The organism is Streptomyces sp. SCUT-3, assembly GCF_014083985.1.
GTDB classification, from domain to species: domain Bacteria; phylum Actinomycetota; class Actinomycetes; order Streptomycetales; family Streptomycetaceae; genus Streptomyces_H; species Streptomyces_H thermolineatus.
On the sequence record NZ_CP046907.1, the window covers coordinates 1,852,815 to 1,874,484 of the forward strand.

Sequence of the window (21,670 nt, forward strand, 5' to 3'; positions counted from 1 at the left end):
TCAAAGGTGGGTGCGGGTGCCGCGGTGGCGGGTGGTTGTCCGGTCGGTGACGACAAAGCGCCGGGCCCGGCCCCCCTCGGGAGGGAGGACTGCGGGACCGGCGCCTGTGGGTCGCTACTTCTGCGGCGAACCGAGCTTCTTGCCGAAGCGGGCCTCGAAGCGGGCGACGCGGCCGCCGGTGTCGAGGATCTTCTGCTTGCCCGTGTAGAACGGGTGGCACTGCGAGCAGACGTCGGCGCGGATGACGCCGTCGCTCTTGGTGCTGCGGGTGGTGAACTCGGCACCGCAGGTGCAGGTGACCTGGGTCTCGACGTACTCGGGGTGGATGTCGCTCTTCAAGGGGTTCTCCTAGGTTCGGGAGGGCTCCGGGTCGACGGGCCCCTCCTGCCCTCGGCGGACGGGAGGGTTGGGTGCCGGACGTGAACCGGGGCCGACGTGTCAGTCTGCCAGGACCGACCCGTACTTCCCAAACCGGCAGGAGGTCCCTGCTATTCCCCGGCCCCGGGAGCGGGGGTCCCGGATGCTGAAGACCCTCCCCGGGCGGCCGCCGACCCCTCGGTGGCGGAGGCGGGGACCCGCCGGTCGGCCCGCAGCGCCGTCCAGACCTCCTGCGCCCCCTTCGTCAGGGGGACGACCCGGTTGGGGTCGCCGGGGTCGTGGCGCACCGGCAGGGTGAGCATGTCGACGTCCTCGGAGCCGATCCGCCTCATGCTGCGGCCGAGGCCGGCCAGCGCCTCGACCGAGGCCAGCTCGGAGTCGGTGGTGACGCACTTCGTCGCGGCGTCCGCGACGTCGTAGAGCCTGGCCGGGCTCGTGAGCACCCCCAGCTCCTCGACCCGGTCCAGCAGCGCGGCCACGAACCGGTGCTGGAGCTCTATGCGGCCCAGGTCGCTGCCGTCGCCGACCCCGTGCCGGGTGCGGACGAACGCCAGGGACTGCTCGCCGTCCAGGACGTGGCGCCCGGCCTCCAGGTCCAGCTTGCTCCTGCGGTCGTGGATGGGCTTGTCGACGGTCAGCGGGACCCCGCCGAGCGCGTCGACGAGCTCGGTGAAGCCGGTGAAGTCGATCTCCACGTAGTGGTCCATGCGGATGCCGGTCATCGACTCCGCCGTCTTGACCGCGCAGGCCGGTCCGCCGACCGAGTAGGAGTCGTTGAACATCGCGTTCGCCTCGGCGGGCGCCGTGCCGCCGTCGCTCCTGGCGCACGGGGGGCGGTAGGTCCGGGTGTCGCGGGGGATGCTGACCACGGTGGCCCTGCGGTGGCCCTCGTGGACGTGGACGACCATCGCGGTGTCGGAGCGGGCGGTGCCGTCGTCGTCGCCGTAGGCGCCGTTCTCCCCGGCGCGCGAGTCCGAGCCGAGCAGGAGGATGTCCAGCGAACCGTTGTCGGCGTCCTCGGGGCGGTCGCCGCCCAGGACGCCGTTGATGTCGATGCCCTTGAGGTTGCCGTTGAGCTCCAGGTAGACGACGCCGAGGCCGAAACCGCCCAGGAGGAGCACGAAGGCGGTGATCCAGACCCCGGCCACCAGGGCGGGGCGGGAGCGCCCGGAACCGCTGCCCACCGGCTCGTTCCCGAAGTAGTCCATCCCGCCACCCCCTTCCTCGAGCCTTCACCTGCGGATACCCCGTTTCACCCCCTTCAGGCGCGCGGGGACCGCTTCCCGACACGAACGGCCCAGGGGCCGCCCCGCCGAGTGGCGGGGCGGCCCCCGGGGTGCCGCAGGACGGTTCGCGTCCGGTGGACGGGCCGTCAGTCGTTGCTGTTGCCGGGCGACGGCGTCGTCTTGGCGATCTGCATCAGGAACTCGGCGTTGCTCTTGGTCTTCTTCATCCGGTCCAGGAGCAGCTCGATGGCCTGCTGGGAGTCCAGGGCGTGCAGCACCCGGCGGAGCTTCCAGACGATCGCGAGCTCCTCGCCGCCGAGCAGGATCTCCTCCTTGCGGGTGCCGGACGCGTCGACGTCCACCGCGGGGAAGATGCGCTTGTCGGCGAGCTTGCGGTCGAGCTTGAGCTCCATGTTGCCGGTGCCCTTGAACTCCTCGAAGATCACCTCGTCCATGCGCGAGCCGGTCTCGACCAGCGCGGTGGCCAGGATGGTCAGCGAGCCGCCGTCCTCGATGTTGCGCGCGGCGCCGAAGAACTTCTTCGGCGGGTACAGCGCGGTGGAGTCGACACCACCGGACAGGATGCGGCCGGAGGCGGGCGCGGCCAGGTTGTAGGCGCGGCCCAGACGGGTGATGGAGTCCAGCAGCACGACCACGTCGTGGCCCAGCTCGACCAGGCGCTTGGCCCGCTCGATGGCCAGCTCGGCGACCGTGGTGTGGTCCTCGGCGGGCCGGTCGAAGGTCGAGGAGATGACCTCGCCCTTGACCGAGCGCTGCATGTCGGTGACCTCTTCGGGGCGCTCGTCCACGAGCACGACCATCAGGTGGCACTCGGGGTTGTTGTAGGTGATCGCGTTGGCGATCGCCTGGAGCACCATGGTCTTGCCGGTCTTGGGCGGGGCGACGATCAGGCCGCGCTGGCCCTTGCCGATCGGCGAGACGAGGTCGATGATCCGGTTCGTCAGGCCGTTGGACTCGATCTCCAGGCGGAGCCGGTCCTGCGGGTACAGCGGGGTGAGCTTGCCGAACTCGGGGCGGCCCCGGCCGGACTCGGGGGCCATGCCGTTGACCGAGTCCAGGCGCACCAGCGCGTTGAACTTCTCGCGGCGCTCGCCCTCGCGGGGCTGGCGCACGGCACCGGTGACGTGGTCGCCCTTGCGCAGGCCGTTCTTGCGGACCTGGGCGAGGGAGACGTAGACGTCGTTCGGGCCGGGCAGGTAGCCGGAGGTCCGGATGAAGGCGTAGTTGTCGAGGATGTCGAGGATGCCGGCGACCGGGATCAGGACGTCGTCCTCGGCGACCTGCGGCTCGCTCGCGAACTCGTCGCGCCCGCGGCGCCCGCGGCGGTCGCGGTAGCGGCCGCGGCGCCCGCGGCGCCCGCCCTCGAAGTCGTCGTCGTCGTGGGCCGCCGCTGCGCCGCCGCCCCCGCGGTTGCCGCGCTCGCCGCGGTTGCCGCCGTCGCCGCGGTTGCCGCCGTCGCCGCGGTTGCCGCCGTCGCCGCCGTCCTCGTTCTTGTTCCGGCGGTTGCCGCGCTCGGCACGCTCACCGCGCTCACCGCGGTCGGCACGCTCGCCGCGGTCGCGGCGCTCGCCGCGCTCGCCGCGCTCGGCACGGTCACCGCGCTCGTTCTTGTTGCGGCGGTCGCCCTGGCGGTCCTCGCCGGCGGTGCGGTCGGCGGTGCGGGCCTGGCGGCTCCCGTCACCGTCCTGGCCCTGGGCGGACGGCGCCTCCTTGACGGCCTTCGGCTCGCCGGCGGCCTCGCCCTGCCCGGCCGCGGCCTCGCCCTCGGGGCTGCCGGCGGGGGCGGTGGCGCGGCGCCTGCGGCGCTCGACGGGGGCCTCGTCGGAACCGGACTGGCCGGGGATCTCGATCTGGCCGCCGTCGGCCTTCTCGGTCTTCTCGGCCTTGTCCGCCGGTGCGGCCTCGCCGGTGCGGGCGCGCGAGGTGGTGCGGCGCTTGGGCTTGGCGGCGGCCGCGCCGTCGCCCTCGGAGGCGGCCGCGGCGGGGGCGGAGGCGCCCACGGACGCCTGCTTCTCCTTGATGACCTCGATCAGCTGGCTCTTGCGCATGCGCGCGGTGCCCCTGATGCCGAGGCCGGAGGCCAGCTGCTGGAGCTCTGCCAGCACCATGGCGTCCAGGCCGGTGCCCGACCGGCGGCGCCTGGGGGCAGCACCGGTGGCAGGCGCGGCGGGAGCGTCCGGAGCGGGCGCGGCGTCCGTACGCACGCCCATCAGATCGGTGGTGTCGCTCACGAAGGGTCCTTCCCTGGAGCGGGCGTCGGCCTGTCTGGCGCGGCGACCGGTTGTGCTGTCCGGTTCCGGTCCCGTCGCGCGGGCCCGGTCCGGGGCGGTGGTCCGCCCGGTGGCGGAGAATCAATGCGGGGTTTCCGGGGCGATGCGGTGATCAGACGTAGCTCGCACCGGTTCCGGAGCTCAGTGGCCACTGCTCAGGCAGCGCAGGAGGCTCCCGGAAGAAGAGCGGTCCCGAAGGGGGACACAGAGCACCGCGCCCTCGGGGCGCATGGTGCAGACATGAGATTAACACTACCGGATCCAACAAACATTCCCCCTTTCCGTGCCCGTTGGCGGGTGTCGTCGCAGCACGGTCGCTCATGCCCCCAGCGGGAGCACCGTCGCCCCCGACGGGTCGATCGCGAGGCGGCTGGCCGTCCAGGTGCCGTCCGCCATCAGGACCACCTTGTCGGCGGAGGCCTCGTCGGTGAGGGCGAGCACGGTGGGGCCGGCTCCGGAGATCACGGCCGGCACCCCCTCGGCCCGCAGTGCGTGCACCAGGTCGGCGCTGGCCTGCATCGCGGGGGCCCGGTACTCCTGGTGGAGGCGGTCCTCGGTGGCCGGCAGCAGCAGCTCGGGGCGCCTAGTCAGCGCCTCGACGAGCAGCGCGGCACGGCCCGCGTTGGCGGCCGCGTCCACGTGCGGGACTGTGCGCGGCAGCAGGCCGCGCGCGGTCTCCGTCAGGACGGGGTTCGCGGGCACGAACACCACGGGGACGACCGAGGGGGCGGGGTCCATCCGGACGGCGCGGGCGGCGCCGTTCTCGGTCCAGGCGAGGGTGAACCCGCCGAGCAGGCACGCCGCGACGTTGTCCGGGTGGCCCTCGATCTCGGTGGCGAGTTCGAGCAGCCCCGTCTCGTCGAGCCGCTCGGGCCCGCCTATGGTGACCGCCCGCGCGGCCATGATGCCGGCGCAGATGGCCGCGGAGGACGAGCCGAGGCCGCGGCCGTGCGGGATGCGGTTGGCGCAGACCACCTCGAGGCCGCGGGGCTGGCCGCCGAGGAGGTCGAAGGCGGTGCGCAGGGCCTTGACGACCAGGTGGTTCTCGTCCCGGGAGAGCGTCCGGGCGCCCTCTCCGGCGATGTCGACGTGCAGCCCGGAGTCGGCGACACGGACGACGACGTCGTCGTAGAGGCCGAGGGCCAGGCCGAGGGCGTCGAATCCGGGGCCGAGGTTCGCGCTGGTCGCGGGAACCCGGACGCGGACCGCTGCGGCGCGGAAGGCGGGACCGGCCATCTGTCGGGGACTCTCCTTGTGGGATGCGGAAGTGCTGCCTCGCGGCCCCGGCGGCCCTGCCGGGGGAATGCCGCGCGAGGACACGGCGCACTGCGGCGCCTGCGGGGAGCGGGCTGCTGGGTGCCGGGCGATGCCGATGGCACGGGACCGGGCGGAGCGACGCACCGCCGGTCACCGCCCAGCCTATCGAAGGAAGGTTCAGCGGCGACATACGGCGCACGGACAGCGCGTGGTGCGTGTCGTACGCCCGGCCGTGCGCCCCCGGTTCCCGAACCGGACCGGTCCGGGCCTGGCCTGGTCCGTTCCGGGGTCGGGGCCGGGATCCGTCCGGCGTCCGATCACCACTCTGCCCGCTTCCCCGCCCGGTGAAACCGGGCGGGGAAGGAGCGGTGGAACCGCGTCGGCGCGAGGGCCGGGCGCGGGGGCCGGGCCCGAGGCTGACGCCCGCGTCGGGGGTCCGCCCGTGTCGGGGGCCGCTGTGTCCGGGGGCCGCCGGTCACGGCGGCCCCCGGAACGGGAAGGGCCGTACCGAAACGGCGGAGCCCCGGGGCCTCAGGCGAGGCCGAGCTGCTCGGCCGCGGCGTCGGCGTCGACCGGCACGGTGAGCGGCTGCGGCGCGCCGGCCACGGCCCAGTCCGGGTCCTTCAGGCCGTTGCCGGTGACGGTGCACACGATCCGCTGGCCCGGGTCGACCTTGCCCTCGTCGGCCGCCTTGAGCAGGCCGGCGACGCTCGCCGCCGAGGCGGGCTCGACGAACACGCCCTCCTGTGCGGCCAGGAGCCGGTAGGCGGACAGGATCTGACGGTCGGTCACTGCCTCGATGAGGCCGCCGGACTCGTCGCGGGCGGCCTCGGCGAACTCCCAGGAGGCGGGGTTGCCGATGCGGATCGCGGTGGCGATGGTCTGCGGCTTCAGCACCGGGGCGCCGTTGACGATGGGCGCGGAGCCGGCCGCCTGGAAGCCCCACATCCGCGGGTTGCGGGTGGACATGCCGTCGGCGGAGTACTCGCGGTACCCCCTCCAGTAGGCGGTGATGTTGCCGGCGTTGCCGACGGGGAGCACGTGGATGTCGGGGGCGTCGCCGAGGGCGTCCACGATCTCGAAGGCCGCGGTCTTCTGGCCCTCGATGCGCACCGGGTTCACCGAGTTCACCAGCGCCACCGGGTACTTCTCCGACAGGGCGCGGGCCAGGGTCAGGCAGTCGTCGAAGTTGCCGTCCACCTGCAGGATGCGGGCGCCGTGCACCAGTGCCTGGCCCATCTTGCCCAGGGCGATCTTGCCCTGGGGCACCAGGACGGCGCTGACCATGCCGGCGCGCACCGCGTAGGCGGCGGCCGAGGCGGAGGTGTTGCCGGTGGAGGCGCAGATGACGGCCTGCGCGCCCTCCTCCTTGGCCCGGGTGATGGCCATGGTCATGCCGCGGTCCTTGAAGGAGCCGGTCGGGTTGGCCCCCTCGACCTTGAGGCGCACGTCGCAGCCGGTGCGCTCGGAGAGCACCTGGGCGGGGACGAGGGGGGTGCCGCCCTCCATCAGGGTGACCACCGGGGTGTCGGCCGTGACCGGGAGCCGGTCGCGGTACTCCTCGATGATCCCCCGCCACTGGTGGGTTCCCCGGCCCTGTCGGGCTGCTGCCTGAGGACGGTCGATGGCAGATGTCATGAGGTCCTTACTCCCCTTCCACACGCATGATGCTCGCGACGCCCCGGACGGTGTCCAGACTGCGCAACGCCTCCACAACGGCGGAGAGGGCGGCGTCGGGCGCGCGGTGGGTGACGACGACGAGCGAGGCGTCGCCGTCCTTGCCCTGCTGGCGCACGGTGTCGATGGAGACACCGTGCTCGGCGAAGACGAGGGCGACCTGGGCCAGGACGCCCGGCTTGTCGGCCACGTCGAGACTGATGTGGTAGCGCGTGACCACCTCGCCCATCGGGCTGACGGGCAGCCGGGTGTAGGCGGACTCCCCCGGCCCGGTGGTCCCGGCGACCTTGTTGCGGCACACGGCCACCAGGTCGCCCAGGACGGCGGAGGCGGTCGGCGCGCCGCCGGCGCCGGGGCCGTAGAACATCAGCCGGCCGGCGGCCGCGGCCTCGACGAAGACCGCGTTGTACGCCTCGCGGACGGAGGCCAGCGGGTGGGTCAGCGGGATCATCGCCGGGTGCACGCGGGCGGTGACGGCGCTGCCGTCGGGGGTGCGCTCGCAGATGGCCAGGAGCTTGACCGTGCAGCCCATGCCGCGGGCGGAGGCGATGTCGGCCGCGGTGACCTCGGTGATGCCCTCGCGGTGCACGTCGGAGATGGTCACCCGGGTGTGGAAGGCGATGCCGGCGAGGATGGCGGCCTTGGCGGCGGCGTCGAAGCCCTCGACGTCGGCGGTCGGGTCGGCCTCGGCGTAGCCCAGGGCGGTGGCCTCGTCCAGGGCCTCGGAGTAGCCGGCGCCGGAGGAGTCCATCCGGTCGAGGATGAAGTTGGTGGTGCCGTTGACGATGCCGAGCACCCGGTCGACCTTGTCGCCCGCCAGGGACTCGCGCAGCGGGCGGATCAGCGGGATGGCGCCGGCGACGGCGGCCTCGTAGTACAGGTCGACGCCGTGCTCGACGGCGGCGGCGTGCAGTGCGGTGCCGTGCTCGGCCAGCAGCGCCTTGTTGGCGCTGACCACGCTGGCGCCGTGCTCGAAGGCGGTGGTGATCAGGGTGCGGGCGGGCTCGATGCCGCCGATGACCTCGACGACGACGTCGATGTCGTCGCGTTTGACCAGCTCGGTGGCGTCGGTGGTGACCAGCTCGGCCGGCACGCCCTCGCGCACCCGGCCGGGGCGGCGCACCGCGATCCCGGCCAGTTCCACGGGGGCGCCGATCCTGGCCTCGAGGTCGTCGGCGTGCGTCGTCATGATGCGCGCCACCTCAGAGCCGACGACTCCACAGCCCAGCAGCGCCACCTTCAGCGGACGCGTACGCATCATCCGACCTCGTTTCTCACAACTACGCGTATGCACACCAGTCTCGTGCAGCCGCCGGGGAACTTTGCCCCCCGTCCGGCATTTGAGACAAAGATCTTGTCATCCGACATCGAGACGCAGGAGATCCTCCTCCGTCTCCCGCCGGACGATCACCCGGGCCCGACCGTCCGCCACCGCGACCACCGGCGGGCGCAGCACGTGGTTGTAGTTGCTGGCCATCGAGCGGCAGTAGGCACCGGTGGCCGGCACGGCGATCAGGTCACCGGGTGCCAGGTCGGACGGCAGGTAGGCGTCGCGGACCACGATGTCGCCGGACTCGCAGTGCTTGCCCACCACCCGGGCCGCCATCGGCTCGGCGGCCGAGGCGCGCGAGACCAGGGCGACGGAGTACTCGGCGTCGTACAGCGCGGTGCGGATGTTGTCCGACATGCCGCCGTCGACGCTGACGTACGTGCGCAGGCCCTCCAGCGGCTTGACGGTGCCCACCTCGTAGAGGGTGAACGTGGTCGGGCCGGCGATCGCCCGGCCCGGCTCCACCGACAGCCTCGGCACGGCGAGCCCTGCCGCCTCGCACTCGCGGGTGACGATCTCCCCCAGCGACTTGGCGATCTCGTGCGGCTCGCGCGGGTCGTCGTCGCTGGTGTAGGCGATGCCCAGGCCGCCGCCGAGGTCGATCTCGGGCAGCTCGACCCCGTGCTCGTCGCGGATGTCGGCCAGCAGGGACACCACCCGGCGGGCGGCCACCTCGAACCCGGCCATGTCGAAGATCTGCGAGCCGATGTGGCTGTGGATGCCGGCCAGCTCCAGCCACTCCAGCTTCAGCGCTCGGCGCACCGCCTCCGCGGCCTGCCCGCCGGCCAGCGCCAGGCCGAACTTCTGGTCCTCGTGGGCGGTGGCGATGAACTCGTGGGTGTGCGCCTCGACGCCGACCGTCACCCGGATCTGCACCTTCTGGCGCACCCCGAGCCGCTCGGCGACGTGCGCCACGCGCGCGATCTCCTGGAAGGAGTCGATGACGATCCGCCCGACGCCCGCGGAGACGGCGCGTTCGATCTCCGCGACGGACTTGTTGTTGCCGTGCATCGCGATCCGCTCCGCCGGCATGCCCGCCGACAGCGCGGTGGCCAGCTCGCCGCCGGTGCAGACGTCGAGGTTGAGCCCCTCCTCGTCCAGCCAGCGCACCACCGCGCGGCACAGGAACGCCTTGCCGGCGTAGAAGACGTCCGCGCCGGGGCCGAACGCCTCGCGCCAGGCGCGGGCGCGGGCCCGGAAGTCGGCCTCGTCCAGGACGTAGGCGGGCGTGCCGAACTCCTCCGCCAGGCCGCGCACGTCCAGGCCGCCCACGGTCACCGCGCCGTCGGCGCCGCGCGCCACGGTCCGCGACCAGACGTTGGGGTCGAGGGCGTTGAGGTCCGCGGGCGGGGCCTGGTAGTGACCCTCCGGCAGCACGTCGGCGTGACGGGGTCCTGCGGGGTGGGCGGAACGGCTCACGAACTCTCTCTCCTTGCAACGACGGCCGCGGTATCCGGAAGGACCACCGCGGCCGCCTCGATCATGTCCCGGGGACGGTCACATCCGCTCGGGCGCGCTGACGCCGAGCAGGTCGAGACCGTTGGCGATCACGGTCCGGGTCGCCTCGGCGAGCCACAGGCGGGCGCGGTGCAGGTCGTTCGTCTCCTCGTCGCCGCGCGGCAGGATCCGGCAGTCGCCGTAGAAGCGGTGGTAGGTGCCCGCGAGCCTCTCCAGGTAGCGGGCGACCCGGTGCGGCTCGCGCAGCTCGGCGGCCGAGGCCACCACCGCGGGGAACTCGGCGAGGGCGCCCAGCAGCTCACCCTCGCGCTCGTGGACCAGCAGCTCCGGTTTGAAGTCCTCGGCCGACCCCTTGTCGACGCCCATCTCGGCGGCGTTGCGGTTCACCGACGACATCCGCGAGTGCGCGTACTGCACGTAGTACACGGGGTTGTCGTTGGAGGTGCTGGTCAGCACGTCGATGTCGAGGGTGAGCGTGGAGTCGGTGTTGGAGCGGGCCAGCGCGTAGCGGGCGGCGTCCACGCCGATCCAGTCGACCACGTCGTCGATCGTGATGATGTTGCCGGCCCGCTTGGACATGCGGACTTCCTGGCCGTCCTTGAGCATCTTCACGAACTGGCCGATCAGGACCTCGATGTTGCGGTCCGCGTCGTCGCCCGCGCAGGCCGCGATCGCCTTGAGCCGGCCCACGTAGCCGTGGTGGTCGGCGCCCAGCATGTAGACGCAGACCTCGTTGCCCCGGTCCCGCTTGTTCAGGTAGTAGGCGGCGTCCGAGGCGAAGTACGTCGTCTCGCCGTCCGCCTTGACCAGCACGCGGTCCTTGTCGTCGCCGAAGTCGGTGGTGCGCAGCCAGGTCGCGCCGTCCTGCTCGAAGACGTGGCCCTGCTCGCGCAGCCGGTCCATCGCCTTCTCCACCGCACCCGAGTCGTGCAGCGACTTCTCGGAGAACCAGACGTCGAAGTGGACGCCGAACTCCTCCATCGACCGCTGGATCTCGGCGACCATCAGGGCCAGGCCCTCGGCGCGGAAGACCTCCAGCTGCTCGTCCTCGGGGAGGTCGAGCACGCCCGGCTTCGCCTCGACGATCTGCCGGGCGATGTCCGCGACGTACTCGCCGACGTAGCCGTCCTCGGGCACCGGGCGGCCGTGCGCCTGGGCCAGGAGGGAGGCGCCGAACTTGGAGATCTGCACGCCGGCGTCGTTGATGTAGTACTCGGTCGTCACGTCCGCGCCCGCGGCCCGCAGGATCCGGCCCAGCGAGTCGCCGACGGCGGCCCACCGCACGCCGCCGATGTGGATCGGCCCGGTCGGGTTGGCGGACACGAACTCCAGGTTGATCTTCAGCCCGGCGAAGGCGTCGTTCTTGCCGTACTCCCGGCCGGCCTCGACGATGGTGCGCGCCAGCGCGCCCTGCGAGGCGGCGTCCAGGGTGATGTTGAGGAAGCCGGGGCCGGCGATGTCGACGGACGCCACACCGGGCACCTCGGACAGCCGGGCGGCGATGATCTCGGCCACCTTGCGCGGCGGCATCCCGGCGGGCTTGGCGAGCTGCAGCGCCACGTTGGTGGCCCAGTCGCCGTGGTCCCGGTTCTTGGGTCGCTCGACCGTGGCCTGCCCGGGCACGGGAACGGACAGCTCGCCCGCCTCGACGGCGGAGCGGACCGAGGACAGCACGGCGGTGGAAAGCTCAGCAGGTGTCACGCGTCAAGGGTATGGGAGAGCCGGCGTTCCCCCGTACCCGGTTTCACCCTGTGGTCACCCCGCCGTGACCACGGTCACCCGGCCGTGGCCGCGGTCACCCGGCCGTGGCCGCGGTCACCCGGCCGTGGCCGCGGTCACCCGGTCGTGGCCGCGGCGACCGCCCCGCCGCTGCCGTCGGCCGTGATCACCCGGTCGTGGTCATCCGGTGATGGTCGTCCCGCGCGCCGCCCGCCCGTCGCGGACCAGCCGCCGCACCGTCCGCACCAGCTCCCCCGGCTCGAACGGCTTCGGCAGGAACACGTCCACCCCGGCCTCCCCGCCCAGTTCCGCCTCCGAGTGGCTGGAGGCGCTGACGAGGGCGATCGGCAGGTTCCGGGTGCGCGGGTCGGCCCGCAGCCGGGCGGCGGTGCGCAGCCCGTCCAGCCTCGGCATGACCACGTCCAGGGTGACGGCGTCCGGCAGCACCCGGTGCACCAGCTCCAGACACTCGGCACCGTCGCACGCGGTCACGACCTCGAACCCCTCGAGCTCGAGGTTGACCCTGATCAGATGCCGGATCACCGGGCTGTCGTCGACAACCAGGACCCGGCCGGACAAGCCAGGCACACCAGAAGAGTAGGGGCGCCCCTCCGGTTGTGTTCGCGTTTTGACCACTTCTTCCTCCGGGCGGTGTCCCCCGGGTCCCAGCAGCCCCTCCCGCCCCGCCCGCACCTCCCGCCCGGCCTCCCGCGTCCCTCCCCGTCCGGCCTCCCGCGCCCCTCGCCACCCGACCGCGCCGGCCCGCTCCGGCACCGAAACGCCGTTCACGAGAACCCCCTCGGAGCTGGTAGTGTTCTTCCCGTCGCCAAGCGCGGCAGCGCCCCCGTAGCTCAGGGGATAGAGCAACGGCCTCCGGAGCCGTGTGCGCAGGTTCGAATCCTGCCGGGGGCACTTCCGGAAAGAGGGTCTGACCAGTGGAAACGCTGGTCAGACCCTTTCTCGTACATGTCAAAATGCAAACGGCCCTTCGGCCATTGCTGTTTCCCTGACCCGCGGGGTCTGCGATTCGAGCACCACTCCTCCCGCGACTCGTTCCCACAGGTCAGGCACCCCATCAAGGGGCCGGCGGATCCACCCGCCATCAAAAACCTGATGATGTGACGGAACGTACGGCTGAGTGGTGTCGTTTCCCTCACGCACCAGCTGCGACCTGCGCGAACGCGGTCGACCGCGCGTCAAAACGCAAGTGGTCCAGTGGGTCGTTGCCCTAGCCCGATATCGGATCATTTACGCCATTCATGGAGGGCTCCGCCTCCCAGGGCGCCTCCGCTCTTCGCGGTACCTGTCTGCGGACCGGCAGGCCGCGTCACCCACGCCGGTCTTCACCTGCCGCCTGTCCTGGCGCCCGCCTCGGGATCCTGGCTCCCTGGTCCCCGGAAGACTGCAGGGCGATGCGACGCGAAGGGGCGGCCGAGTGCCAGGCGCCCGGTGCTTGGTTTGCCGCCCAGGCACGGCCCGTGCGGCGCGAGTCGGACGGTTCCCACCGCGCCCCGTGGTCACCACCGGGGCGGACATGACGGGCAAGGCTGGCGAGCGCGTCGACTACGGGGCGGAGAACGGCACCTGGCGCTCCTTCTTCCTCTCTGGGGCCACCGAACTGCGCGAGGGCCGGTTCGGAACACTGACCGAGACGACCGCCCCCGACGTCATGAGCCAGCTCACCCCGCAGATGCTCTCCGACGCCCTTGCCATCCAGATCGACCGCCTCAAGGCGTGGGACGAGAACCTGTCCATCGACATCGTCCTCACCGACACCGACGCCCCTTTCCGGCTGCGCCTGGCTAACGGAGTACTGACCTACAGTGCGGCGGCTTCGTCCGGTGACGCCGATGCCACGATCACGACGACGCGGCGCGCGCTGCCGGCCCTCGCCCTCGGCCTGGCCCCCGAACAGCTCGCCGCCACCGGCATCCAGATGAGCGGCGACGTCTCCGTACTCGCCCGGCTCACCGATGCGCTGGACCCGGGCGACAAGAACGTCGCCATCGTCACCCCGTGACAGCCTGGCAGCGGCAGAGGAACCACCCCACCTGGAATCCATGCGGGCCACCGGCCCACGCAGCGGTCCGCCCGGCGCCTTTCGGCTCTCGACCGCACCCTGCCCTGCCCTGTCCCTGCGGCGGCCCGCATGCCTGCGCTGCCATGCGGCAGGACAGCACGTCCACGACGATCGGCCCTTGCTTCGCAACCGGGCCAGGTCCCGAGGGCGGTCGCACAGCAAGGCGCCGCCACATCTGCTGCACACCATCTTCGGGGAGCGTTCCTGCCGGCCTCGCTGGCCCTGCCCATCCGGGCGGCGGCCGGTCCTGGCGGGCCGTACGATGCAGGCGCGGGTGCCTCCACGGCCCCCGGGTATCAGACCAGCGAGCACACTCGTACACCAGCGGTCGGCATCGGGAAGGTGACAGGCGATGGCAGCGAACGCCGAGCACCTGAAGGCGCTGGTGCGTGCACATGCCGAGGCCGATGACGATCTCTTCTACAGCGTGGCTCTGCAGGTGGCGGCGAAGTCCGCCCGGCAAGGGCAGGGGAAGTTCGCTGTGGACCTGCGGGAGCTCGTGGAGGCAGCACGGCAAAAACAGGGACAGGCGAGCAAACGGCGTGCCGCGACACCGGTGGTGCAGCCCCGCGGTGAGCTCTCCAGCCTGTTGACGGCCGGATATCCCGATATTCAGCTGGACGACATGACGCTGGACGCCGGGTTGCGTGCCTCCCTGGACCGGGTGCTGCACGAGCAGCGTCAGCGTGCCCGGCTGGAGCGTTTCGGCTTCACTCCGGTACACCGGATCCTGCTGTCAGGACCCCCTGGCACGGGCAAGAGCATGACCGCCGCGGCCCTGGCCGGCGAGCTGAAGCTGCCGTTGTTCACCATCCGCCTGGATGGTCTGATCAGCCGGTTCATGGGCGAGACGGCAGCGAAGCTGCGTCTGGTCTTCGACGCGGTGGCCCAGACGCGGGCGGTGTATCTGTTCGACGAGTTCGACGCGCTCGGGGCTGAACGCGCGGCAGGTAATGACGTCGGAGAGGCCCGCAGGATCCTCAACTCGTTCCTGCTGTTCCTGGACGAGGCGCCCTCCGAGAGCCTGGTGGTGGCTGGCACCAATCACCACCAGCTGCTGGACCGGGCGCTGTTCCGCCGTTTCGACATGGTCGCCACCTACGGCCCGCCTACTCCCGAGCAGGCGGTTCAGGTCATGCGTCGGCGCCTAGCCGGAATGGATACGAGCACAGTACGGTGGGGCGCTGTGACAGACAGTGCATCCGGTTTGAGCCATGCCGAGCTGGTCAAGGCGGCGGAAGCCGCGGCCAAGCGGGCCATCCTCGCCGACCAGGACGTGGTGGACGAACCGCTGCTGCTGGAAGCGCTGACCGAACGGCACGCCTCCCGTCATGCCTGAGCCCTCCGCCCCCGCACGGTCCACGCCGCACCTGGTGGTGCCCTGGCGGGCCGCCACCCTGACACCGCGTTCCGAGTCCTCCGGTGGAGGCGGTACGAAGCTGGTCCGCCGTGAGGACCGCAGCGGGCACGCCGCTGCTCTGGTGGACGGTCTGGAAAGGGCCGAACGGGAGTCGGCCCGGCTCGCCCAGGAGGCGCCCGACGGCTTCCAGCCCGACGGTTTCGCGGTGCGGATCGAGGCAGCGCGTGACCATCCCCTGCAGCTGGACCGTCTGGACGGCTCCGGCCTGACCTTGATGAGCAGTCATCCGCAGACCGACGACAGGTCGCAGGATGCGCTGGTGTGGGTCCCGTTCGACAAGGTCGCCTCTTTCACACAGCGGATCTCCGCCTTCACCCTGGATACCGAAGACGGCAACCCCCAGCAGGCCGCGCTCGTGGCCAATATGGAGCACATCCGGCGGGCGCTGCTGGAGCACCTCTGGCAGGAGCGGCACGCGCTGCCGCCGCTGGCCGAGGAGCGGTGGTGGGAGCTGTGGTTCGATCCGCGGATCTCGCCGACAGATCCGGTGGCCGCTCTACGCGCTCTGGCGGAGGCGTGGCAGTGGCGCATGAGCGACCGGGCGATCCACGTGGGCGAACGCATCGTCGCGCACGTCTCGGCGACCGGCAACGACTTGACGGCCTTGCTGGGCACGAACACCTGCCCTGTCGAGATCCGCACGCCGACGTTCGCCGAGGGCCTCTACGCCGTCGACCGCTCTTTCCGGGTGAGCCTCGCCGAGGACCTCGCCCAGCGCGTCAAGCCCGCCGACCCGCACGCGCCCGCCGTATGTGTCCTGGACACGGGGATAGCGCAGGAGCACCCGCTGCTGAAGCCGGCGCTGCACGAGCGCGCTTACAGCGTGCTGCCCGGCAGCACCCCGGCCGACCGTAACGGGCACGGCACGCAGATGGCCGGACTCGCCCTATTCGGCGATCTCGCCTCCGCCCTGGAAGCACAAGGCCCTGTGATCCTCGGCCACGGCCTCGAGTCCGTGAAGATCCTCGACGACGGTCTTGCGCCGGTCAAGTCTCCGCGGACCTTGGCCGAGACGACCGCGAACGCCGTGGCGACCGCCGAGATCGGCAACGGCGGCCCCGCACCCTCGGGCCGGGTCTTCTCCATGGCCGTCACCCGGCACTCGGGCGAAGGCGAGAACGGTGTAGACGGCACAGCGACCCTGTGGTCGGCCACCCTGGACGCCCTGGCAGCCGGAACGACCGTGGCCGTACGCGAGGACCGTATCGATCTGATCGGCGCACCGGACCCGCAGGCGTCGCGGCTGATCATCGTCAGCGCCGGCAACATCCGCGGACATGTCCCGCACCAGATGCGCGACGACACCGGCCGGCTCGACCCCTTGCTGCTCTGCGACCTGTCCCGGATCGAGGAGCCCGCCCAGGCACACAACGTGCTGACCGTCGGCGCCTGCACCCACCTGGACACTGTCCCCGACCTCCCTCCTTTCCGGGGCTTCAGGCCCCTGGTCGCTCCGGGCGGCCTGTCCCCGTTCAGCCGGACCTCGGTGGCCCTGACCAACCCGGCCATCACCAAGCCCGACATCGTCCTGGAAGGCGGCAACCTCCTCGTCGCCCCCGACGACAGCATGCTGGACGAGCACGAGCTGGTGAGCGTGCCGACGACCCACCACGACGCCGCGCGTCAACTCGCCTGGGCCAACGCCACCAGCGCCGCGACCGCCCAGGCAGCGGCCCTGGCCGCCACCGCCATGAGCACCTACCCGGGACTGCGCGCGGAGACCGTCCGCGCCCTACTCGTCCACGAGGCCCAGTGGACCCCGGCGATGGTCGAGCCCGGCCTGTTCAAGAAGACCGGTACCCCCAAGCTCGCCAAGGGCGAGCTCATGCGGCAGGTGATCCGCCGCTACGGCTGGGGAGTTCCCACCGCCGACCGCATCCGCAGCAGCGCGTCCAACGCCGTCACGATGATCATCCAGAACACCCTGATGCCGCTGAAGCAAGGCAAGAACGGCCAGCTCCGCTTGGCCGAACTGAAACTGCACCAACTGCCCTGGCCCCTGGAACAGCTGCGCGACCTGGCCGAGACCACCGTCGACCTGCGCGTGACCCTCGCCTACATGATCGAGCCGAACCCCGGCCGGCGCGGCATGCTCGGCCGCTACAGCTACGCCTCGCACGGCCTGCGCTTCGCCGTCAAAGGCTCCACCGAGTCCGCCGACGCCTTCCAGAGCCGCCTGGCCGAACAGGCCGAACACGAAACCGACGGCACCGGCAACCCCAAGGCGTTCGAGTCCGACGGCCACTGGCTGGTCGGCCCGCGGTTCCGCAACCTCGGCTCCCTGCACGCCGACATCTGGCGCGGCTCCGCCGCCGAACTCGCCGACTGCGGCATGCTCGCCGTCTACCCCGTCGGCGGCTGGTGGAAGGCGAACAAGCGTAAGGACCGGATCGGCCTGCCCGTCAGCTACGCCCTGCTGGTCTCCCTGCGGACCCCGGAGGTTTCCACCGACCTGTACACCCCCATTGCCACTCAGCTCGGCGTCCCGGTGGAGATCGCGCCGGAGGCGCGGTCCGAGATCACCGACGGCATCCCCGTCCAGATGGAGCTCGGCTGGTGACCTTGCCCGGGCCAGCAACGGCCTACTCCTCCGGGTCCACCGGCGGATCATAGGCGTACAACAGCTCCTCGATGCGCTGGTTGTTGATGGACTGGCGGTCGTAGAGGCACTTCGCGTAGCGGGTGAGGAGGACTTCGACGCTGTTGCCGGCGCGTTGGGCGACCTCCGCCGGATCCGCCCCGGCGCACAGCCAGGTCGACAGGGCGGAGTGGCGCAGGTCGTAGGGGCGTTTGGCGAGTGGGGTGGCCGCGAGGGCGGGTGGCAGGGCCAGGGCGCGGGCTTCGCGCCAGACGTGGTGGTAGGCGGTGTAGCTGAGGATGTTGCCGCGTTCGCTGAAGAACAACCGGCCGTCGTCGGCCGTGCCGAAGGTGGTGACGCTCTCGCGCCACATCGCCACGAGATGAGGCGGGAGCGGCACCACCCGTGTGTCGCCCGGCCGGCGGTTCTTCAATCCGCGCTCGTCATGATTCAGGCCGGTGTCGGTCCACCGCTTGCCGGCCTGCGGCAGGGTGCGGTGCAGGACCAGCCGGCCCCAGCCACTGCTCGGCAGGCGGCAGTCCGGCAGCGTCACCGCAACAGCTTCTTCGGGGCGCAGACCGGCGTAGTACATGCCCGCGAACAGCCCCACCAGCCGGCGCCCGCGGGCCCGCCGGTATCCGCCGACGTAGGAGATGGCCGTCAGCAGGTCGCGTGCCTGGCTGGGATTGGCGACGACCCGCGGGTCCACGGAAACAGCCGGCTTGGGCACACTCCAGCGAACTTGCTCCAGCGGGTTGCTGCCCAACTCACCCCGCTCCATGGCGTACCCCAGGGCGTGTACGAGGACTTTGCGTTTGCGGCGCATCGTCTCCACGGCCGCCTCGCCGCCGTCCTGTTTGCGGCGCAGCGACTCCAACACGTCGCGAGCCAGGACCGGGTCGTACAGGTCGATCAAGGGCCGGGAGGCTTTGGCCACCCATTGCAGGGCCAGCCGGTCCTGCGGTGGCGGCATCGGGTCGCCCTGCCTGGGCATGACGAAGGCCCAGTGGCGCAGGGCCCGGCGCAGCACCTGCTCGGTGGGTCTGCCGCGCCGGTCCCAGCACATCGCCAGCGTGACGGCGGTCAGCGCGTCGCTGACTTCGTCGCGGGTCTTGGCTGCCCGGCCGGGCCAGTGGGCCCGGGCGTACTCGGTCGCGAAGGCGTACCAGGTCAGCTGGGACAGTCTCTGCGGTTCCCTGGCGGTGCTGGGGCCCTGCGCCAGGCCCGCCCGGATGGCCCGCACCAGCTGCGCACCGAACTCACCCGCCATCTCCGCGACGGCACTGCTCCCGTCCCACCGCCCTTCACCGTGGAGCGGTACCGCGTAATCCGGCGCGGCCCCAAGGCTGCGCACGTTCGAGTCCATGTCCCCTCCTCCTGATCGGCACAGGCATGACTTCCCGGCACGAGCATTCGGACATCCACCTGAACGAGGCCACCCGGGCCACGCAGAGTTGACGAACAGAACGGCTGGCACCCCGACGGAGGTGTCCGGCGCCGCCGGTGCCCGACAGCCGCCATGGCCAGATCCGCACGGTGACACACCATGCGTACTTGCGTGCGCCCTCACACACCCGACTACCGTCCCGGTCGGCCAGGGCACGCGGACACCGTGGGGGATGCATGGCAAGAACCGCTCGACAGATCCTGAACTCACTCAGCCGCACGCAGAACGTTCACGTCAGATCGACCGCAGACCTCGTCGCCCATGTCGACTCCGCGGCAGCGGCCCTCGACAAAAAGCGCAGGGAAAAGGGCCAGGAGGCGGTCCGGAGGAAGCCCGACGTGCGTCCCGTCGCCAAGGCCGACGTCGGCGGCTCTCTCGGCCTGACCCCCTGGCAGGTGCTGCACGCTGTCGCCCGCGGGTATGTACTGGCAGGCCAGGGCATGGGGCGAGGACTCGCGGAGCACTGGCTGAGCCTGAAGTACTGCGAGGCGCTGCACGGCAACCGAGCCGGCGCCATGGACCTCACCGACAAGGGCCGCACCGCCGAGCGCTGGTACAAGTCCATGCAGGCCCGGGAACTGGCCGTCGGCTTCGGCCTCGCCGCCGCCGAGCACATCGTGCGGAAGCGGTATCCGGACCACATCGTCTCGGTCGTGGACACGAGCACGATCCTGCGGGCCGGCTGGGCCCTCGGCGGCGCGCAGCGGGACAAGGGCTCACGCCCCCGGCCCGACTTCCTCATCGAAGCGTGGAAGCCCGGTGAACCGTCGAAGGTCACGTTCGTGGTCTGCCGGGGCAACCACCAGAAACCGTCCAAGCGATCCGGCCGCACCCGAAGCACCACGATCCAGCAGCTGGTCAAGGGAGCGGAGCTGGCCGAGGGCATGCAGATCGGCGAGTGGAACTCGACACCGTGCCTGATGCTGTCCACCGAGCTCATGGGGCAGGGCGGGGTCGTCGTCAACGCCCTCCAGGCTCCCGGCGAAGTCCGGCTCCCTCTCCGTATACCGGGAGCACCCGGGAACGCCGATGTGGAGATCGACGGCAAGTCCGGTATCCCCTACCCCAACGCCATCCGCATCCCCGCCCGCGAGGGCCGACGGGCACGGAACGTCGACGGATTCCAGGTCGGCGAGAACGACCTGGCCTGGTTCGGGCAGCTCCTGGCCCGCACCGGCGCCGCAGGGCTGACCGCCTTCGCCGGCGGAGGCCAGAACACAGCCCAGTACCTCACCAAACACCAAGGCCGTGAGCACTACGACGTGCCCACCTTCGCCGCCACCTCCAGCTCACACGACGCCGAGATCGCCGTCGGCGGCAGGAAATTCGTCGGCACCGACCACGTCTTCCGCATGGAGACCGTCCGCATCGAGGCATTCTCCGGAATGGACGCGGACCTGTACGGGCTGATCAGCGAAGGGCACGTGGAGGAATACCGGCGCGCGGCCTACGAACTACGCTCCACCCTGCCCAGCGCCGAAGAATCCAGGAAATGGAGCGGGCCGATCTCGTTCCACGAGGACGGCACCGTCATGGCCCTGAGCATCCTGCCCGTCCGCAGAAGAAACGCGCTCTGACCCACCCCGGGCACCGGCACTTTCAGAAATCCGCTTCCAGGGATGCCCGCCCGCGCGAGGTCGAAATATAGCCGCAGATCCCCGGTTTCCCCAACCGGGGATTCTCCGGATTCTGCTCCCTCCACCGCCTGAAACCACAAATACCCGACGGTGCCATGCGCGCAGCCGCCGCCCCGGCCGCCCCGGGGTCGGCAGCCCTTCCTCACCTCCGCCCCCCCGAGGGCCTCACCACTGTGTGCAACGGACGAGTCACCGTCATCGAGGTTTGCCTCTGGCCGAGTCTCCCGTTGATGTCCTCCCGCCCGGCCGGCGACGGGCCACAGTGGCTGGAGTGGGACGTCGCACGGTGTCTGTGGGTTCAACGACCTCGATCCGTTGACGCACGGGGAGAAGACGGAGCAGGGTGCGCTCCAGCCGTGGCCGCGAGATCGTTCAGGGTGGCGTTCACCACCGGCCAGCACATGTCGACCGTGTCTCGGTTCGGGCTGTGCCCCGTCCGTTTTTCTGCGAGGGGATGGACGAGGTTCCTGTAGTACCGGACGAGTTCCGAGGCCAGCTTGGCATCGTGCTCGATCCACTTGTTCCGGTGTGCGAAGTCCACGAGATCTTTCAGACCCATGTCCCGCAGCGGCTTCGGCAAGCGCGTACCGCTGGCGCGGGCCTCGGCGGCGTGCACCAGGACGCCTTCCAGCAGGCTGCCTAGCATGATCACCGCTGACGTGTAGGCGCCGTGCTCATAACAGGTGCGCGCCTCGTCAAGCCGGAGTTGCACGGTCGAGGCGAGCTCCGGGTCGCTCACCACTTCTGTCACGGAGACCTTCAGTTCGACACGTGGCAGCTGCCGCGTGTCGGTCCCGAAGCCGGCTTCGCACGGGACGAGGAGCGGCTGGCCCTCCGCGTGATCGATCCGGCGTCCGTCGAGTACGAGAACCTCGCTCAGCCTCTCCAGAGTGGCGTGATACTCCCGCTGCTGGTTGTAGTACTCAAGACGATTCGCCAGGCGAAGGACGGCTCGCTCGGCATCGTTGGTGCCGTCCTCCTGCCGTTCCTTGAGGAGATCCAGGGTCCACTTATGCCTCGGTGTGCCGTCGTACTCCGGGACGTCGTCCCAGCCCGCCCGCTCGAAGAACGCGGCGATCTCGTATCCCTTCCGATAGAGGAGTGGCGTCTCGTCCCCACAGATGAGGTGGGCGATCTCGGTCAGCGTGCTGTCGTCGAAGGTCTCACTCACG

15 protein-coding genes and 1 tRNA gene are annotated in these 21,670 nt (G+C 71.2%); 5 read left to right on the forward strand and 11 right to left on the reverse strand.

The window, feature by feature from the left end; translation table 11 throughout:
• Positions 1–114: 114 nt before the first annotated feature.
• From rpmE to GQS52_RS08060, 9 genes are all read right to left on the reverse strand, one after another.
• Complete coding sequence (gene rpmE / locus GQS52_RS08020; protein ID WP_182312739.1) at positions 115–339, reverse strand: 50S ribosomal protein L31; 225 nt, start codon at positions 337–339, stop codon at positions 115–117.
• A gap of 149 nt (positions 340–488) precedes the next feature.
• On the reverse strand, positions 489–1,586 hold the full coding sequence (locus tag GQS52_RS08025) for an LCP family protein (RefSeq protein ID WP_182312740.1): 1,098 nt from the start codon (positions 1,584–1,586) through the stop codon (positions 489–491).
• Between the two features lie 164 nt (positions 1,587–1,750).
• A complete protein-coding gene (gene rho / locus GQS52_RS08030) occupies positions 1,751–3,856 on the reverse strand; it encodes a transcription termination factor Rho (RefSeq protein ID WP_182312741.1) in 2,106 nt (701 codons plus the stop codon).
• A gap of 357 nt (positions 3,857–4,213) precedes the next feature.
• Complete coding sequence (thrB, locus tag GQS52_RS08035; RefSeq protein WP_182312742.1) at positions 4,214–5,131, reverse strand: homoserine kinase; 918 nt, start codon at positions 5,129–5,131, stop codon at positions 4,214–4,216.
• A gap of 552 nt (positions 5,132–5,683) precedes the next feature.
• Positions 5,684–6,790 (reverse strand): threonine synthase, encoded by a 1,107-nt coding sequence (thrC, locus tag GQS52_RS08040; RefSeq protein ID WP_182312743.1) that lies wholly within the window; start codon positions 6,788–6,790, stop codon positions 5,684–5,686.
• A gap of 7 nt (positions 6,791–6,797) precedes the next feature.
• Complete coding sequence (locus tag GQS52_RS08045) at positions 6,798–8,090, reverse strand: homoserine dehydrogenase (protein ID WP_182312744.1); 1,293 nt, start codon at positions 8,088–8,090, stop codon at positions 6,798–6,800.
• Positions 8,091–8,186: 96 nt separating this feature from the next.
• A complete protein-coding gene (gene lysA / locus GQS52_RS08050) occupies positions 8,187–9,578 on the reverse strand; it encodes a diaminopimelate decarboxylase (protein ID WP_182312745.1) in 1,392 nt (463 codons plus the stop codon).
• A gap of 78 nt (positions 9,579–9,656) precedes the next feature.
• Positions 9,657–11,318 carry an arginine--tRNA ligase gene (argS, locus tag GQS52_RS08055; RefSeq protein WP_182312746.1) on the reverse strand — a complete coding sequence of 554 codons (1,662 nt, stop codon included), beginning with the start codon at positions 11,316–11,318 and terminating at the stop codon, positions 9,657–9,659.
• A gap of 198 nt (positions 11,319–11,516) precedes the next feature.
• A complete protein-coding gene (locus GQS52_RS08060; protein WP_182312747.1) occupies positions 11,517–11,972 on the reverse strand; it encodes a response regulator in 456 nt (151 codons plus the stop codon).
• Between the two features lie 204 nt (positions 11,973–12,176).
• Here GQS52_RS08060 and GQS52_RS08065 point away from each other — a divergent pair.
• From GQS52_RS08065 to GQS52_RS08080, 4 genes are all read left to right on the forward strand, one after another.
• A tRNA-Arg gene (locus GQS52_RS08065) sits at positions 12,177–12,248 on the forward strand.
• Between the two features lie 622 nt (positions 12,249–12,870).
• Complete coding sequence (locus GQS52_RS08070) at positions 12,871–13,356, forward strand: alkyl sulfatase C-terminal domain-containing protein (protein ID WP_182312748.1); 486 nt, start codon at positions 12,871–12,873, stop codon at positions 13,354–13,356.
• Positions 13,357–13,768: 412 nt separating this feature from the next.
• On the forward strand, positions 13,769–14,755 hold the full coding sequence (locus GQS52_RS08075; RefSeq protein WP_182312749.1) for an ATP-binding protein: 987 nt from the start codon (positions 13,769–13,771) through the stop codon (positions 14,753–14,755).
• Complete coding sequence (locus tag GQS52_RS08080; RefSeq protein WP_182312750.1) at positions 14,748–17,396, forward strand: S8 family peptidase; 2,649 nt, start codon at positions 14,748–14,750, stop codon at positions 17,394–17,396. Before GQS52_RS08075 ends, GQS52_RS08080 begins: the two co-directional genes overlap by 8 nt.
• Positions 17,397–17,418: 22 nt before the next feature.
• Here the strand turns inward: GQS52_RS08080 and GQS52_RS08085 are convergent, their stop codons facing one another.
• On the reverse strand, positions 17,419–18,780 hold the full coding sequence (locus GQS52_RS08085) for a tyrosine-type recombinase/integrase (RefSeq protein ID WP_182312751.1): 1,362 nt from the start codon (positions 18,778–18,780) through the stop codon (positions 17,419–17,421).
• A 419-nt stretch (positions 18,781–19,199) separates the two neighbouring features.
• Here GQS52_RS08085 and GQS52_RS08090 point away from each other — a divergent pair, with 419 nt between their 5' ends.
• On the forward strand, positions 19,200–20,438 hold the full coding sequence (locus GQS52_RS08090) for a hypothetical protein (protein ID WP_259370650.1): 1,239 nt from the start codon (positions 19,200–19,202) through the stop codon (positions 20,436–20,438).
• Between the two features lie 358 nt (positions 20,439–20,796).
• Here the strand turns inward: GQS52_RS08090 and GQS52_RS08095 are convergent, their stop codons facing one another.
• Positions 20,797–21,669 carry a hypothetical protein gene (locus tag GQS52_RS08095; protein WP_259370651.1) on the reverse strand — a complete coding sequence of 291 codons (873 nt, stop codon included), beginning with the start codon at positions 21,667–21,669 and terminating at the stop codon, positions 20,797–20,799.
• Position 21,670: the final 1 nt, after the last annotated feature.

Coding starts and splice junctions, on each gene's coding strand:
- GQS52_RS08070 (WP_182312748.1), top strand. CDS start 12,871: ATGACGGGCAAGGCTGGCGAGCGCGTCGACTACGGGGCGGAGAACGGC.
- GQS52_RS08025 (WP_182312740.1), bottom strand. CDS start 1,586: ATGGACTACTTCGGGAACGAGCCGGTGGGCAGCGGTTCCGGGCGCTCC.
- GQS52_RS08085 (WP_182312751.1), bottom strand. CDS start 18,780: ATGGACTCGAACGTGCGCAGCCTTGGGGCCGCGCCGGATTACGCGGTA.
- GQS52_RS08045 (WP_182312744.1), bottom strand. CDS start 8,090: ATGATGCGTACGCGTCCGCTGAAGGTGGCGCTGCTGGGCTGTGGAGTC.
- GQS52_RS08080 (WP_182312750.1), top strand. CDS start 14,748: ATGCCTGAGCCCTCCGCCCCCGCACGGTCCACGCCGCACCTGGTGGTG.
- thrB (WP_182312742.1), bottom strand. CDS start 5,131: ATGGCCGGTCCCGCCTTCCGCGCCGCAGCGGTCCGCGTCCGGGTTCCC.
- thrC (WP_182312743.1), bottom strand. CDS start 6,790: ATGACATCTGCCATCGACCGTCCTCAGGCAGCAGCCCGACAGGGCCGG.
- GQS52_RS08075 (WP_182312749.1), top strand. CDS start 13,769: ATGGCAGCGAACGCCGAGCACCTGAAGGCGCTGGTGCGTGCACATGCC.